Below are 14,848 nucleotides of genomic sequence, written 5' to 3'. Positions count from 1 at the left end.
TTCATTCCATTGCGGGAAGTTCAATCCTGATTCTGGTTCCCCGCTGCTGCCCCACGATGGATATCCCATATTCCCTGCCAAAATAAAGTTTAATCCGTTCATCCGTATTGGCCAGTCCGAAGCTCTCCATATGGAACCCCTTCTCCCTGTCCCTGTCATTTAAACAATCCATCCCAATCCCTTTTCCGTTATCGCTGATTTCCAGTATCACCTTATGATCCTCCAGCCTTCCTGCAATACAGATCATTCCTCCTGACGGCATCTGGTCAAAGCCATGATGGATGGCATTTTCCAAAATCGGCTGCAGCGTCAGCTTATTGATGCTCTGCTTTTTAACTGGTTTAGGACAGTCAATCACATACTTAAATTTATCCGGATGGCAGATTTTCATGATTTCCAGGTAATTGACCGCAATATCCAATTCCTTTTCGATGGAAATAATCTCCTTGCCTTTATTCAGCACCCCTCTGTAAAAACCGGACAGAAGGCTGATGGTATGGATTGCAGTCCGTTTATCATCCATCACGATAAGGCCGCAGATACTTTCCAGGATATTATAGAAAAAGTGGGGGGTCATCTGCATCTGGATCAATGATAGCTCTGATTCCCTCTTTTCCTCCTCCTTTTCAATGATTTTTTCCATGAGCAATTCGGTTTTGTCAACCATCCGGTTGAACTCGTTGGCCAGCGTGCCAATCTCCCCGCCATCCTTAACATGGACACGCTGGTTATAATCGCCTTTTCCGATATCGACGATTGTGTTGGTGATTTTACTAAGGGGCTTTGTGATGGATGCAATCAATATCCTGGATATGTACAGATTGCCAAACAGCAGCAGTATGCCTATCATTATATCGATGAATGCGTACAGCTGTACATCGCGCATGTATGTGTATGTCGGCACCTCGTCCACTATCCTCCAGCCAAATTCAGCATACTGTTTCTGAAAGAAAATATTCTTCCTGGTCTTTAATATCTGCATCCCATCCTCCGGCTGTTCCTGATTCAGACGTGCATACCAGTTCTCTGTGGCCAGGTTCCTGTAAAGCATGTGAGGCTCCCCTGCGGACAGGACGCAGTCCCCGCTTACAAGATAAATACTGCTTCCGTTTTCCATGATGGGCCTGTAAAGCTCCTTAATGGCTTCGTTGGGTATCTCCAGTTCCGCCACGCCAATCAGCTGTCCCTTGTTCTTATTGTAAACCTTGCGCAGGTAGCTGATACAGTCTTTAAAATCGTTTTCCTTTTTCTTCCTCCATGGGCTTTTATGGATAAACGCAACAGATTCATTCTTATCTGAATCCAGGAAATCCCTGACCCGTTCCTGCTGCTGCAGAAGGTATCCCTGGGATTCTATCAGACGGTCATCCGCATAGCAGTTTCCATTCAGGTCGTAAAATGCAATGGTATTGTATTCCGGCCTCTGCCCTATGGTGCTCATGATGGTGCCCTGCATCAGTTTGTATTTGCGGTATTGGACCGCGGTGTCTGATGACAGGAATTCTTCGGAATCGGACAGGAGGGTCTGGCAGCTGTCACTGACCAGAACGGACACCGCATCATTGCGGATTCCATTAAAGAACATCTCCAGTTCCTTTTCAAGCATGGTAATGTCCTTTTCATGATCCAGCTTTGTCTTGTTGAACAGCTGGTTCTTCATGATTACGAATACGCTTCCAACAAACACCGCATTGGACAGGATGCTGAGCATGGTAATCACAATGATGATCCTCTTCGTAATGCTTTGACGGTAAAACCTGTACTTTAGCTGTTTAATCAATCCCTTCATACGCTTTCCCCCGCCTTAAATGCTGTATGTGCAGACCCCGATATTAAATCTTACTATACGGTATTTCCTGGATTTTTACAAGTCCGGGGATATTTAGTAAAATGGAATCCTGCATTAACTAAGGGTAATGCCATATTGGTCCCACATTCCGTTATTCTTTCTTGACAATAACGCTTTTCCATTATAATATGGTAAATATTACTATATTTGCTAATTGGAGGGTATTACAATGAAAAAAAGAACAGTCGCATTTTTTTTAGCTGCATCACTGATTGCATCCGTATTAGGTGGATGCGCAAAAGGCAATGAGGCCGGTTCCCCGGCAGCCGCCACGCCCCAGGTCCAGGATCAGGAGACTTCTGAACCGGCACAAACCACTGCTCCCGGAGAAAGCAGCGCATCCGGCACCAGCCAGTCTGGGGCGGATATATCCAAAGACACTTCCAAGCCCGCAAAACTCCCCAACCTGCCCGACCTCACAGGCCACACCCTGATGATATACTGCGGCGCCGGGATGACAAAGCCGTTCCAGGAAATCGCCGATGCATTCAAAAACGCCACGGGGTGCGAGGTAAATGCCACCTATGCCAACGCGGGCCAGATTCAGTCACAGATAACCACTTCCGAGGAAGGAGACATGTTTGTTGCCGGCTCCGGGGATGAACTGAAGCCGGTGGAATCCTATGTGGAGAACAAAAAAGATTTGGTTAAACATATCCCCGTCCTGGCAGTGCAGAGCGGCAATCCCAAGAATATCATGGGATTATCAGACCTGGCCGGGGATGGCGTAAGTCTTATCATGGGGGATGTGGACTCCACTCCCATCGGCAAGATTGCCAAAAAGGCCATGACCGATGCCGGCATCTTTGACCAGGTGCAGATTGAGGCAACCACGGCCACCGCGCCCCAGATGTCCACTGCCCTGGCAGCGGGCGAGGCCGATGCAGCCATTGTCTGGAAGGAGAACTGCGACGCGCAGGGCGTGGAAATCGTGGACACAAAAGACCTGGAACCATACATCAAGACCATCCCTGCCGCTTCCTTAAGCTGCGCTTCGGATAAGGACGCCCTTAATGCATTCAACCAGTACTTAAACACTGACGCCGCCAAAGAAATATGGATGAAATACGGATATGAGATCGTGGAATAGGAAACGCCGTAAACGGTTTGATTTATTCTCAGCCATAACCATCGGGACCGCGCTGCTGGTGATACTCTTCATCGGCAGCGCAATCAGCGCTGTCATGGTCAGCGGGCTTCCCTGCTTTGCCGAAACCATACGTTCAGAGGAAATCTTATCCGCTTTCCGTCTCAGCGTTGTCACTGCCAGTATATCCACTGTCATCGTAATGGCCCTGGCGCTCCCCACTGCCTACGCCCTTACACGGACAGACATGCCATTTAAACGTCTGTCCGGCCTGATGATTGAGCTTACCCTCTCCCTTCCCTATATCCTTCTGGGACTCAGCCTTCTCATCATCTTTTCTTCACCTGCCGGTAAATGGCTGAAGGAGCAGGGATTCAAAGTGGTTTTCTCCCCTGCGGGAATCGTGATGGCCCATATCCTGGTAAACCTTCCTTATGCGGTCCGTTTAATACGGACTGCCTTTGAGGCGTCGGACCAAAGGCTTGAATTCATCGCACAGACCCTGGGCGCTTCCCCTTGGAAATGCTTTCTTACCATCCTCCTTCCCCTGTGCCGGGGCAGCCTGACCAGCGCCTTCATCCTGACCTGGTCCAGGGCTTTAGGGGAATTTGGGGCAACCCTTATGCTGGTGGGCGTGACCCGTTTTAAAACCGAGACATTGCCAGGCAGCATCTATCTGAGCATCTCAACCGGGAATAATTCAACGGCCATGGCAACAGCCATGCTCATGCTGATGATTTCCGGCTGTACCCTGGCGCTGGCCCAGGTTCTTGGGAAATCCCCCTATGGACGTGAAAGGCAGGTGGGACATTAAGTGAAAGAAATCCTTATCCACAATTTTACCGTGAAGAGGGGAAGTTTTACACTAAATCCCCTGTCCCTTACCATTGAAAAAGGGGAAATCTTTGCTATACTGGGACGTACAGGGTCCGGTAAGACCGTTCTGCTGGAGGCCATAGGGGGCATGTTCCCGGGAAACGGCGGTTCTGTCCTTTATGACGGCGTTGACGTCATGGATATCCCGCCCTTTAACCGCAGGCTCGGCTTTGTGTACCAGGACCACGGACTATTTCCGCATATGAAGGTTTATGACAACATCGTATACGGCCTGAAAATGCACGGCTTCTCCAAGGACGAGCAGGGCAGGAGGGCAGGCACCCTTATGGAAATGCTGTCCATAACCCATATCAGGAACCAGTATCCCGGTACCTTAAGCGGAGGGGAAAGCCAGCGCACCGCGCTGGCCAGGGCGCTGGCCCTTAAACCGGAAATCCTTCTTCTGGACGAACCGTTCTCAGCCCTGGACCCTGCTACCAGACAGCAGCTTTACCTGGAACTTAAGAAGATACATGAACGTTTCCAGTGTACCATTATCTTTGTCACCCATGATTTCACCGAGGCCCGGATGCTGGCCCACAGGGTAGGTATCCTGCTGGACGGACAGCTGAAGGCCGTGGTCTTGGCAGACAGGCTCATGGATGGACATTATAGCGATGAAGTTGAACAATTTCTTGGGAGGAATCAAAGGATATGATAGAAGATGCAATTACAGCGGATACATTTTACAGGGAATTAAAATCCAGATTCTCAGGACTGTTGGAAAAGGAGGGAATCCTTAAGGAAAGGGTGGAAATCAATACACGTTCCCTGACCCCGGAGGAAGCCATCGGGATTACTGAGCGAAGGGATTTTCCAATCATAACAGGCAAGGACGTGATGGTCCAGGCCGAATGCATGGGCGCCCTTGGGCAGGCATTTACAGATGCGCCTTCTGTTTTTAAGGGGACGCTTCAGGATATATGCGCCCTGGATATAGAGAAGGATTCCCATGACCGCGGATTGTTCATTGCCGCCCTCAACGCCGTGATGAAACACCTGGGGAAGGTGGAATGTACGGTCCACTGCCGGTGCGACGGCCCGGAGCAGTGCGCGGCGGATGCGGCGGAGTATATTTCCAGCGTATACGGACAACCCAGGATTGGACTGATTGGCTACCAACCGTCCCTGTTGGAGCGCCTGTCCGGACAATTTCCTGTGCGGGCGGCTGATTTAAGTCCTGTGAACATCGGTCAGACGCGCTACGGCGTCCTGGTAGAGGACGGAGGGATTCCCTGTGTAAGCCGGTCCATCTGCAGCTGGGCGGATTTGGTGCTTTGCACGGGAAGTACGGTCTGTAACGGAAGCATCGTGGACTTCCTTTACCTGAAGGATAAGATATTATTCTATGGGACGACCCTGGCCGGAGCCGCCGCCCTCCTTGGGCTGCCGCGGCTGTGTTTTGCCGACAGGTATCAGTGACGGCAGATGTGAATGCGTTGACTGGGCTCAGTGACGCCCGGCGTGAATGCGCCGACCGGACTCAGTGACGCCCAGCGTAAATGCGCCGACCGGACTCAGTGGCGCCTGGCGTAAATGCGCCGACCGGACTCAGTGACACCGGGCGTAAATGCGTTGACTGGGCTCAGTGACGCCCGGCGTAAATGCGCCGACTGGACTCAGTGATGCCCGGCGTAAATGCGCCGACTGGACTCAGTGGCGCCTGGCGTAAATGCGCCGACCGGGTTCAGTGACGCCCGGCGTAAATGCGTTGACTGGGCTCAGTGACGCCCGGCGTAAATGCGTCGGCTAGACTCAGTGCCACCAAGCGTAAATGCGCCGGCTGAGCCCAGTCGGCGCATATGAAACTCAAAACGATTTAAACACCGTTGTCTCAGTACCATACTTCTCCAGCCGCTCCATCTGTCCGTCCCCTTTCACGGGGAATTTGCGGCCGTCATACTTTTCCAGTGTGTAAGCCTCAAACCATTTCTCAAGCCGTTGGAACAGGTCCGCCTTAATGCCTCTGTACTCCGGGGCATCGAAGCAGTTGTGCTCCTCATCCGGGTCTTTTTCTAAGTCAAACAGCTCATGCGGTCCATAGGGTGTCCTGTATACCAGTTTATAGCGGTCGTCGCGGATCATCCGCACGGGGCCGTATTCCTCATATACCACCACTTCATCCCGTATCTGTTCCTTTTCTCCCCTTAGGATTGGTTTCATGCTGGTCCCGGGAAGGGAATCCATATACTGTTCCACCTGCGGGTTCACGGTATCCGTCACGTCAAGAATGGTGGGGAATAAATCGTACTGGCTTACCAGGGCCTCATTCACCTTACCTCCCCTGACCCCGGCGCCCCAGATAATGCAGGGGACTTTTACGGAACTCTCATACATATTCAGCGGGAAGGTTGCATTTCCCTTTCCCCACACGCCGTGGTGGCCTATATTAAAGCCATTGTCAGCCAGGAAAATCACCATGGTATTCTCATCCAGATGGCTGGCTTTCAGATAATCCATGATCCGGCCGATATTCCTGTCCATGGCCGTCACGCAGGTATAATAACCCTGGATGTACTCCCTGCGCTGCTTCTCATCGTCAGGCTGGGTCCTCCTGGCTTCCTGCCACGGATGGCGGGGCGGGTTGGGGATATAAGAAAACCCACAGTCATTGTAAAGGTCCCATATCTCCCTTGGCTGGTCCTCCTTGAGCCAGGGGTCATGGGGCGCCGTGTAATGGACGCTGAGATAGAAGGGCTTTTCCTTGTTGTCCTCCAAAAACCGCAGGGCATCGTCCGTAATGATGTCCGTCACGTACCGCTCTTCTATGACCGGCTTTCCGTTCCTCATGTATTCCGGAAGCATGTAATTGGTGCCGCCCCTGGCAATGACCTCCCAGAAGGAAAAGCCTTTTTGGGATTCATAGGAATTGCCCAGATGCCATTTGCCTGCAAGGCCGCAGGTATACCCGCCCTGTTCCAGGATTTCCGTGTAACACAGATGGTCCCTCATGTAGGATACTGGCCCCCGTTCAAAATTCATGTACTTTTGGTAGGACAGGGTTTCCTCAAATCCCACTTTTCCATCCACCTGCCTGCCTTTGCTGGCCTCGGGATCTGCCAGGTATGGAACCGCATGGCTGTAGTCAATCTTAAATCCACGGTAGTCTTCTTTGTTGATGGCTCCGCCGCCCAGCCAGTCCAGGACACCGTGCTGGGAGGGCATTTTCCCGGTGAGGATGGATGCCCGGGCCGGAGAACACACCGGACTGGTGCAGAAAAAGTTCTCAAACCGCAGGCCCTCCCCGGCCATCCGGTCCAGCACAGGCGTATGTATTTCCGGATTCCCGTAGCTTCCCAGGCTCCAGCTGCCCTGGTCATCGCTGAGGATCATGATAATGTTCATCTTTTTTGTATCGGCCATAATATCTCTCCTTTTATATAGAAACCTCCCCGGTCAATGCATGTCCGTATATCCATTCCAGCCGTCACACCCTACGCACACACAATCAGCTGATCCATGGCCACCGGGTCGCCTGTCAGCTCCTGCTGTCTGCGGAGCATATCCCGCATCTCTTCCCTCTTAGCCCCATATTCTTTTAAAAGCGCAAGATTCTTAAGTTCATAAGGGTCATTTTCAAGGTCATACAGCTCATCCAGCCCATGGTCCGTGCACACGTATTTCCACCTTCCATCCGTTACCATACGCGCCATGATGGTCACACCGTAGCCGTGACCGTAGGTTTCACACATCAGTTCCTTGCGCCAGGACTTCCTTGCATCCTCTCCCTCCTGTCCCGTGCGGGTCAGGGGAATCAGACTTTTTCCGTCAATGGGATTTGTGAAGGCGCACATGGACACGTCCGCCATGGTGGCCGGGATGTCACAGGTAAATACCAGCTCGCTGCACCGGATTCCCGGTTCTATCACATCCTTCCACTGCATGGCCAGCGGAATCCGCATCACCTCCTGCGCCATATGGGAGTCCTTATCAAAATGCCCGCCCTGGCAGGCAATGGCGTCGCCGTGGTCCGTGCTCCAGATTATCAGGGTGTCCTCATCCAGCCCCAGCTCCTTAATCTTATCCACCACCAGGCCGCCTGCCGCGTCCAGAAGGGATCCGTGGGCATAGCAGTGTGCAAGGATCTGCTGCCAGTCCTCCCATGGCAGGGGGTTGGGATAAATGATGTTCTCACCATCGCCCAGGGGACGGTTGGCTTCCATTTTCAGCGTATATGGCTTGTCGTGAAGGTCGTTCCTGAAGCTGGGATATTCCTTTATATCCTCCGGCTTATACCAGTCTAAAAATTCCTGGGTGGGGAAGAAGGGCTGGTGCGGCCCCCAGAAATCCACCCTCAGGGTAAATGGCCGGTCATCCTCCCCGCCCTTCTGCCCTGCCAGCTTCTCTAGCTGTTCACAGGCCAGATTGGCCAGGAAAAACGCCTCATGTGTCTCCTTAGGCGTCACCGTCACGCCCACGGCATGTTCGCCGCACCAGAAATCCTCGCACTGATAAAGCTTTCCCTCCTCGAGCTTGGGGAAATAATGCTTCTTATCATAGTCGTCCTGGGTAAACACCCGCTCTATCCTGTGCTGGGCCCTTGGAAGTCCGCGGCGTTTCAGGTAATCATCATATTCCTGGGTGTTGTAGGGGTTGCCGTATCCGGTTTCGGATAAGCCCTCGCAGTGATGGTCATAAGCACAGCCCGGGCCTGCGTGCCATTTTCCAAAATAGTAGTTCTTATAGCCCCCGGCCGCCAGGTTATCCAGGTATACCTCATGTTTGTACTCCGGGTCATTTTCATTATGCACCTGGCCATGGGTATGGGGATATAGCCCGGTCAGCATGCTGCGCCTGGCCGGTCCGCACATGGGCGATACACAGTAGGTGTTGGTGAACTCAGCGCCTTCGGCCGCAAACTTCTCAAAACAGGGACGTTTTGGTCCTTGGCTTCCATTTTGGCCATGGCCGTAAAAAGCCTGATGGTCATTTAAAATATATACAATATTAGGTCTTCTGCTCACAATTATCTGCTCCTTAGAATTTATATTTATTCTTTAAAAATGGTTTGGCCAGCGCCTGGGGATTGGTAGCCGTTACAGAGTCCATGGCCAGTATCAGGATGCCCACCACAAAGGGGATGGTCTGGATTAACTCCGGCGGGAAATGGAAGGCATTGTTCATCTGAAGCTGGAGCTGCAGCGCGTCAAAGAACCCGAACAGCAGGGCGATGAGCACGATGCGCTTTGGCTCCCACCTTCCCATCTTCACGGCAATGACAGCCAGCATACCTTTTCCATTAGTCATATCCTCCATGAAAATGTTCAGCTGTCCGATTGACATATAGGCTCCTGCCAGTCCTGCCAGGGCGCCGCAGAGCATCACGCAGCCCATGCGTATCTTCCATATATCGATGCCGGCCGTCACCGCTGTCTGGGGGTCATCCCCAATGGCGGTCATGCGGAGTCCGGCCGTTGTATATTTCACCACATACCAGGAAACAGCCACCAGGGCAATGGTGATATATGCGATTGGGGAAAACTGCTGTAAGAAACCGCCGATTCCCGGTATTCCCTTTAAAACAGGCGTTGTCTGGATGGATGCCACGGCGGGGGACAGGCCGGTCCCAAAAAGGCTCCTGCAGCAAAAGGAGGTAAGCCCTGCCGCCAGCATGTTAAGCCCCAGGCCGCTGATGTTCTGGTATCCGCCAAACTCCACGCAGATAAGCCCATGGGCAAATCCCACCGCCAGGCCGCCAAGCAGGCCGCACAGGACCCCCAGCCAGGGACTTCCGGTGAGATAGGTCCCTGCTACCGCGCCAAAGGCGCCGGATATCATCATTCCTTCCGCGCCCAGGTTCATGACGCCGGATTTTTCACAGTACATGTTTCCGATTCCGCAGATGACAATGGGGATTGCCAGGCGCAGAAGGGATATCAGCATTACGGTTACTATGGAGTTCATGCTTTTTCCTCCTTTCTCCTGCCGGCCCTGGACAGTCGGAAACGGATCAGGGACTCACATGCAATCAGGACCACCAAGGTTCCCTGGATAACGGTTATGATTTCAGTGGAAACGCCTACCTGGGTCTGCATTTTCATGGCCCCCACACGCAGTGCGCCAAAGAGCAGCGCTCCCGCAATCACCCCAATGGGGTTTCCGCCCGTCAAAAGGGCGATGGGGATGCCGTCAAAGCCATAGCCGGGCGAAAAGCTGTCATACATCCTGTGATAATTCCCCAGGATTTCCACTCCCCCTGCCAGGCCGCCCAGGGCGCCGCTCAGTAAAAGGGCCGCCGTCATATAGAATGTCACCTTAATCCCGGAATAACGCGCGGCCTGACGGTTGGCGCCGCACATCTTAAGCTCGTAGCCAATGCTGGTCTTGTTGATGAACAGCCACATAAGGAACGCCACTGCGAACACAATCAGGATTCCAATGGAAAGCTTGTTGGGTTTTGTGATGATATAGGGCAGGAATGCGCTTTCTTCCACCATCTCGGTGGAACTGACCGTTGCATTCTTTCCTGCAAATGGTCCCACGATCAGATATGTAATCACAAGGCTGGCTATGTTGTTCATCATGATTCCCATCACCATCAGGTTGGTGCCGCGCTTTACGAAAAGCAGGGTGGGGAGCAGGGCGTAGGCGGCCCCGAACAGCATCCCCGATAAAAGACAGACCGGTATATGGATGACCGCCGGAAGTCCCTTTAAGAAAATGCCCGGCAGCACGCTGCCAAATGCCCCGAATATCAGCTGCCCCTCGATACCGATATTGAAAATGCCTGCTTTCTTGGAAAGGGCCACTGCAAATCCTGCAAATGCAATGGGAACCGCTTTATTAATTGTGTTGATTAAGCTGGCTTTCGTCCCAAAGGCGCCTGCAAAAAGGTGGTAGAACGCCGCCACGGGGTTAAAGCCCGCCGACAATATCAGCACCGAGGCAAACAGAAAGGCCATGCATATAATGACCAATGGCGTCAGTACATTTGCCATCATTTCCTTTTTTCCTTTATTCATCTTCTGCCATCCTTCCTCCTGCCATTAAGAGGCCGATTTCCTCCCTGGTGGCCTGGTTTCCCGGAAGGATTTTCATGATTTCCCCATCATGCATGACTGCAATCCGGTCAGAAAGCATCATGACCTCGTCCAGTTCCAGGGAAACCAGCAGCACGGCCTTGCCTGCATTCCTGGCATCCACCAGGGTTTTGTGGATCAGTTCAATGGCGCCGATGTCCACGCCTCTGGTGGGCTGGTCCGCAATAATCAGGCTGCCTGCATGGCTGACCTCCCTTGCCACGATGATCTTCTGCTGGTTGCCCCCGGACAGTCCCTGGGCCAGAAGCTGCATGTCCGCGGGCCGGATATCAAATTCCTTTATCTTCTCTTCCACATCGCGGCTGACCGCCTTTTCATTGAAGAAACATCCCTTCTGGTTATATTCCTTCTCCCTCTGATAGCCCAGGATCAGGTTATCCCTTATGTTCTGGCTTAGGGCAAGCCCATGCCTGTGGCGGTCCTGGGGAATGAAGCCCACGCCCTGTTTCCTGATATCGGAGACAGCATGTCCCGTAATCTCCTGCCCTTTCAGCAGGACCTGTCCCGCCGACGGTTTCAGGACGCCTGTTATGACCTCGGTCAGTTCCTTCTGGCCGCTGTTGTCAATGCCTGCGATTCCAAGGATTTCCCCTTTACAGACATTCAGGTTAATATCCTTCAGCTTTTCCTTCTGTCCATTGTGGTAAGAAACGCCTCTCAGTTCCAGGATATCCTCCCTGGACACAACCTCTTTCTTACCGCCGCCCAGACTGACGCTTCTGCCCACCATCATTTCCGTAATCTCTTCCGCGGTGGTCTCCTGTGTTTTCACGGTGCCAATCCATTTTCCCTGTCTTAACACGGTTACCCGGTCGCTGAAATCAATGACTTCCTGAAGCTTGTGGGTAATGATGATGATTGTCTTCCCCATGGCCTTCAGCTTCTGAAGCATCCGTCCCAGCTCGTCAATCTCCTGGGGCGTGAGGACTGCCGTCGGCTCATCCAGGATCAATATGTCCGCCCTTCGGTACAGGGCCTTTATGATTTCCACCCGCTGCTGCATTCCCAGGGAAATGTCCGCCACCCGGCTGTCCACATCCAGCTTCATGTCGTACTGCCTGCACAGTTCCAGGACCTCCTCCCTGGCCTTTCCATGGCTGTAACGGATTCCTTTGTGAGGCTCCTGGCCCAGTACAATATTGTCCGTAACCGTAAGCCTTGGGATCAGCATAAAATGCTGGTGTACCATCCCCACCCCGGCCGCCATTGCGTCGATGGCTGAGTGGAATACCTTCTTCTCCCCATTGATGTGGATGGTACCCTCCGTGGGGATGTAAAGACCGTAAAGAATATTCATTAATGTGGATTTTCCTGCCCCATTTTCCCCTACCAGGGCAAGGATTTCTCCTTTTTCCACTGAAAAATCCACCTTGTCATTGGCAACCACCTTGCCAAAGCGCATGGTGATTCCCTTCATATCAACTGCAGGATCCATGTATGTTCCCCCTTGCTATGAGCGTTAAATGTCCTTACTTCCCAAATGCATGAAAGCTGTCCTCGTTGGATGGAGGAACGATTTCCCCGCTTACAATCTTTCCCTGTATCTCTTCCAGCTGTGTTTTGATGTCCCCTGGCACTTCCTCTTCATGGAGCGGGTTATACTTGATACCCACAGCGCCTTCCTTCAGCCCAAACTGCCGGATACCGCCCTCAAGGCCGCCCTCGTAAAATTCCATGCATACATCGTAGATTGGGTTGCCGGTAAGCTTTACCTGGGATGCAATGATGGAATCTGACAGGTTAAACTGGCCTGCCGCACCCCCGATTGCGTAGACGCCTTCCCCAACCGACTCCGCTGCCTGGTAAACGCCCATCCCGGCCCCGCCAGCAAATGCCTGCACCAGCTTCATCCCATTGTTGTAAAGCTGGAGCGCGATTTCCTTGCCCTTTGCAACATCGGTAAAATTGCCCACATATACAACGGTTGCTTCTCCCCCAACATATTCAGCCCCTGCCGTAAAACCGTATTGGGAACGCTCCAGGTCCGGGTTCCTCATGCCCCCGATGAAGGCCGCCTTGTTACCGCCGCCCAGCTCCTGGTTCATCAGGACATTAAATGCGCCTGTCAGGAATGCGGCTTCCTCAGGACGGCAGCGGAGGCTGGTGACATTGTCCTGGCCGTCCACAGTGCCGTCCACGATTACAAAGTGGCTGTCCGGGAACTCAGGCGCCAGTGCCTCGTAAATCTCCGACGTAAAGGAGGTCGCATCTATGATCAGGTCATACCCCTCCTGTGCAAAGGTACGGGCGTTGATCTCGTGGTCCTGCAGCTCCGGCGCTTCCACGGTGGTAACCTTTATGCCGGTCTTTGCCTCGAACTCCTGGATACCCCGGTAGCTCTCATCATTGGCGGCATTGTCCCCCAGCCGGTCCACGATGAACGCGGCCTGGATGTCCGTTCCGCCTGCGCCGGATGTTTCCTGCGCCTTTACCTCGCCGTTCCCGCTGCCGGAACAGGCGGTCATCATGACCATGGCGGCGGCTGTAAGTAACCCCATTGTAAGTAAACCTATTACGTTTCTATGTAAATGTCCCTTCATCATATGGCTTCTCCTTCTCTGTGTGCTATAGCTACTTCTTCATACTGAATTTTTCTTTAGCTGTATCTTCTTCAATCCCATCATCTGCAAATTACATATTCTCTGTTTATCCGGTTTCCAATTCCCCGCGCCAGGATTACTCCATATTAAACTTCGACAGCAATAAAATCATTTCAAACTCCAGTTCCGCCGCTTCCTTCCTGCCCGCCAGGTTCTCCTGAGCATCCTGTTTCAGGTCGTAAAGCTCCAGCATGTTCCCGCTTTCGTCAAACACTGCCTTGGCATCCCCGGAAAGAATCAGGATGTTGCCCTCATACCTGCACTGAAGATACCTGCCTTCTTCCAGTAGTGAGGTGAGCAGGGATTTAAAATGCCCCTCATCATACCATTTATCCTGTTTTTCTTCGGCCACGGCCAGCGATATTTCCATTATCTTCACTCCAGGTCACCACCTTCCATAAAACTTTCGCATCTTCTGCGTATCATCTGGATCTGTGCAGAAGTCACCACAATATTTCCCCTGACCACATTTAAAAGCCCCTGGTCCTTCATCTCATTCAGCGCCCGGTACAATGTCCTGGTGCTGACGCCAATGTCATCTGCAATATACATGTTCTTTACGTCCACCGTGCACTCATTTCCCCCAGTGTGATATTCCTCCCAGTACCGGATGATATACAGCATCAGCTTTTCCCCGGTGGTGTGGAACAGGATATGGTCTGAGCGGTAGGAGGCCCTGGACAGCTTTGCACAGATATTTTTAATGATTTCCAGCCCCAGCTCTCCGTTTTCCTTCAGGCTTTTAACAAAATAATTGGTGTCTATCTCCAATACGATACAGGGTTCAAGGGCCAGGTTGGTGGAAAGGCTTGCCTTCCTTGGATTCACTGCCCGGTCAACGCCCAGGAACTCCGGCGCCTTCTTCCTGGACAGGAGATTTGTCTTGCCCTGTTCAGAGGAACGAAGTTCATAAAAGGAACCTGTGATGATGTAATAAACCCGCTTAATGATGACATCCTCCGTGGTTATATATCCTCCCTTTGGCACAAACCTTGCGCGGATGAACTCATTCAGATACGGCTTTATCATTTCCAGGTCCAGGGTTCCCCTGCTGCTCTCCTGGTTTACCAGCTGTATCACGTTTAATAAAGTACTATCTGTCTTTTCACGCATCGTATTCTCTCCTTAGACTTCCATATGGCCATATATTCAAGTTCTTAAGTTCAAATCATTACGTTGTCTTAAGCATAGCGGACTTTATGCCATTTTGCTATGACACGTGTCATAGTAAATGATTTTTATGCAAATTATTGAATTTATCTGGTATTCTTTGTGCATATTGCACTTTACGTGCCTGCTTCCCGTGGCTGGTTTGCTATGACACATGTCACATAAACCTTTATCAGATTCAAACCTGTTCCTGAAAAGGTCCTTTGTTGAATCAGCCTTACGATAT

General features: G+C 52.0%; 13 protein-coding genes. 4 read left to right on the top strand and 9 right to left on the bottom strand.

Annotation, left to right across the window (positions count from 1 at the left end):
- Nucleotide 1 precedes the first annotated feature (1 nt).
- A complete protein-coding gene (locus tag MCJ35_RS26180; protein WP_025484493.1) occupies nucleotides 2–1,789 on the bottom strand; it encodes a sensor histidine kinase in 1,788 nt (595 codons plus the stop codon).
- Between the two features lie 229 nt (nucleotides 1,790–2,018).
- Here MCJ35_RS26180 and modA point away from each other — a divergent pair, with 229 nt between their 5' ends.
- Genes modA through MCJ35_RS26160 form a run of 4 tightly spaced genes read left to right on the top strand, consistent with a single transcriptional unit; the run spans nucleotide 2,019 to nucleotide 5,234 of the window.
- A complete protein-coding gene (gene modA, locus MCJ35_RS26175) occupies nucleotides 2,019–2,939 on the top strand; it encodes a molybdate ABC transporter substrate-binding protein (protein WP_025484494.1) in 921 nt (306 codons plus the stop codon).
- Nucleotides 2,923–3,750, top strand: coding sequence for an ABC transporter permease (locus tag MCJ35_RS26170; RefSeq protein ID WP_025484495.1), 828 nt, complete (start codon nucleotides 2,923–2,925; stop codon nucleotides 3,748–3,750). Before modA ends, MCJ35_RS26170 begins: the two co-directional genes overlap by 17 nt.
- A complete protein-coding gene (locus MCJ35_RS26165; RefSeq protein WP_025484496.1) occupies nucleotides 3,751–4,470 on the top strand; it encodes an ABC transporter ATP-binding protein in 720 nt (239 codons plus the stop codon).
- On the top strand, nucleotides 4,467–5,234 hold the full coding sequence (locus MCJ35_RS26160; protein WP_025484497.1) for a membrane protein: 768 nt from the start codon (nucleotides 4,467–4,469) through the stop codon (nucleotides 5,232–5,234). Before MCJ35_RS26165 ends, MCJ35_RS26160 begins: the two co-directional genes overlap by 4 nt.
- 387 nt (nucleotides 5,235–5,621) lie before the next feature.
- On the opposite strand, the gene MCJ35_RS26155 is transcribed toward MCJ35_RS26160, so the two are convergent.
- The 8 genes from MCJ35_RS26155 to MCJ35_RS26120 all read right to left on the bottom strand — a co-directional run bounded on the left by MCJ35_RS26155 (nucleotide 5,622) and on the right by MCJ35_RS26120 (nucleotide 14,565).
- Entirely contained in the window at nucleotides 5,622–7,175 is a 1,554-nt protein-coding gene (locus MCJ35_RS26155; RefSeq protein WP_025484500.1) for a sulfatase family protein, read from the bottom strand.
- Between the two features lie 71 nt (nucleotides 7,176–7,246).
- Entirely contained in the window at nucleotides 7,247–8,776 is a 1,530-nt protein-coding gene (locus MCJ35_RS26150) for a sulfatase family protein (RefSeq protein ID WP_025484501.1), read from the bottom strand.
- A gap of 13 nt (nucleotides 8,777–8,789) precedes the next feature.
- Nucleotides 8,790–9,716: an ABC transporter permease gene (locus MCJ35_RS26145; RefSeq protein ID WP_025484502.1), complete on the bottom strand. Its 927-nt coding sequence runs from the start codon at nucleotides 9,714–9,716 to the stop codon at nucleotides 8,790–8,792.
- A complete protein-coding gene (locus MCJ35_RS26140) occupies nucleotides 9,713–10,774 on the bottom strand; it encodes an ABC transporter permease (RefSeq protein WP_025484503.1) in 1,062 nt (353 codons plus the stop codon). The genes MCJ35_RS26145 and MCJ35_RS26140 overlap by 4 nt, the downstream gene beginning before the upstream one ends.
- Nucleotides 10,767–12,287, bottom strand: coding sequence for an ABC transporter ATP-binding protein (locus MCJ35_RS26135; protein ID WP_025484504.1), 1,521 nt, complete (start codon nucleotides 12,285–12,287; stop codon nucleotides 10,767–10,769). Before MCJ35_RS26135 ends, MCJ35_RS26140 begins: the two co-directional genes overlap by 8 nt.
- A 34-nt stretch (nucleotides 12,288–12,321) precedes the next feature.
- Nucleotides 12,322–13,350, bottom strand: a complete 1,029-nt coding sequence (locus tag MCJ35_RS26130) for a BMP family lipoprotein (RefSeq protein ID WP_162158532.1) — start codon at nucleotides 13,348–13,350, stop codon at nucleotides 12,322–12,324.
- 178 nt (nucleotides 13,351–13,528) lie between these two features.
- A complete protein-coding gene (locus MCJ35_RS26125) occupies nucleotides 13,529–13,831 on the bottom strand; it encodes a hypothetical protein (protein WP_025484508.1) in 303 nt (100 codons plus the stop codon).
- The gene (locus MCJ35_RS26120; RefSeq protein WP_008723514.1) at nucleotides 13,828–14,565 is read right to left on the bottom strand and encodes a Crp/Fnr family transcriptional regulator; all 738 of its coding nucleotides are present in this window, start codon (nucleotides 14,563–14,565) and stop codon (nucleotides 13,828–13,830) included. The genes MCJ35_RS26125 and MCJ35_RS26120 overlap by 4 nt, the downstream gene beginning before the upstream one ends.
- Nucleotides 14,566–14,848 lie beyond the last annotated feature (283 nt).

The organism is Enterocloster sp. OA13 (assembly GCF_022440595.1).
GTDB classification, from domain to species: domain Bacteria; phylum Bacillota; class Clostridia; order Lachnospirales; family Lachnospiraceae; genus Enterocloster; species Enterocloster hominis.
Note: the sequence above shows the minus strand (reverse complement) of the source record. Positions and strands in the feature narration are given on the sequence as shown.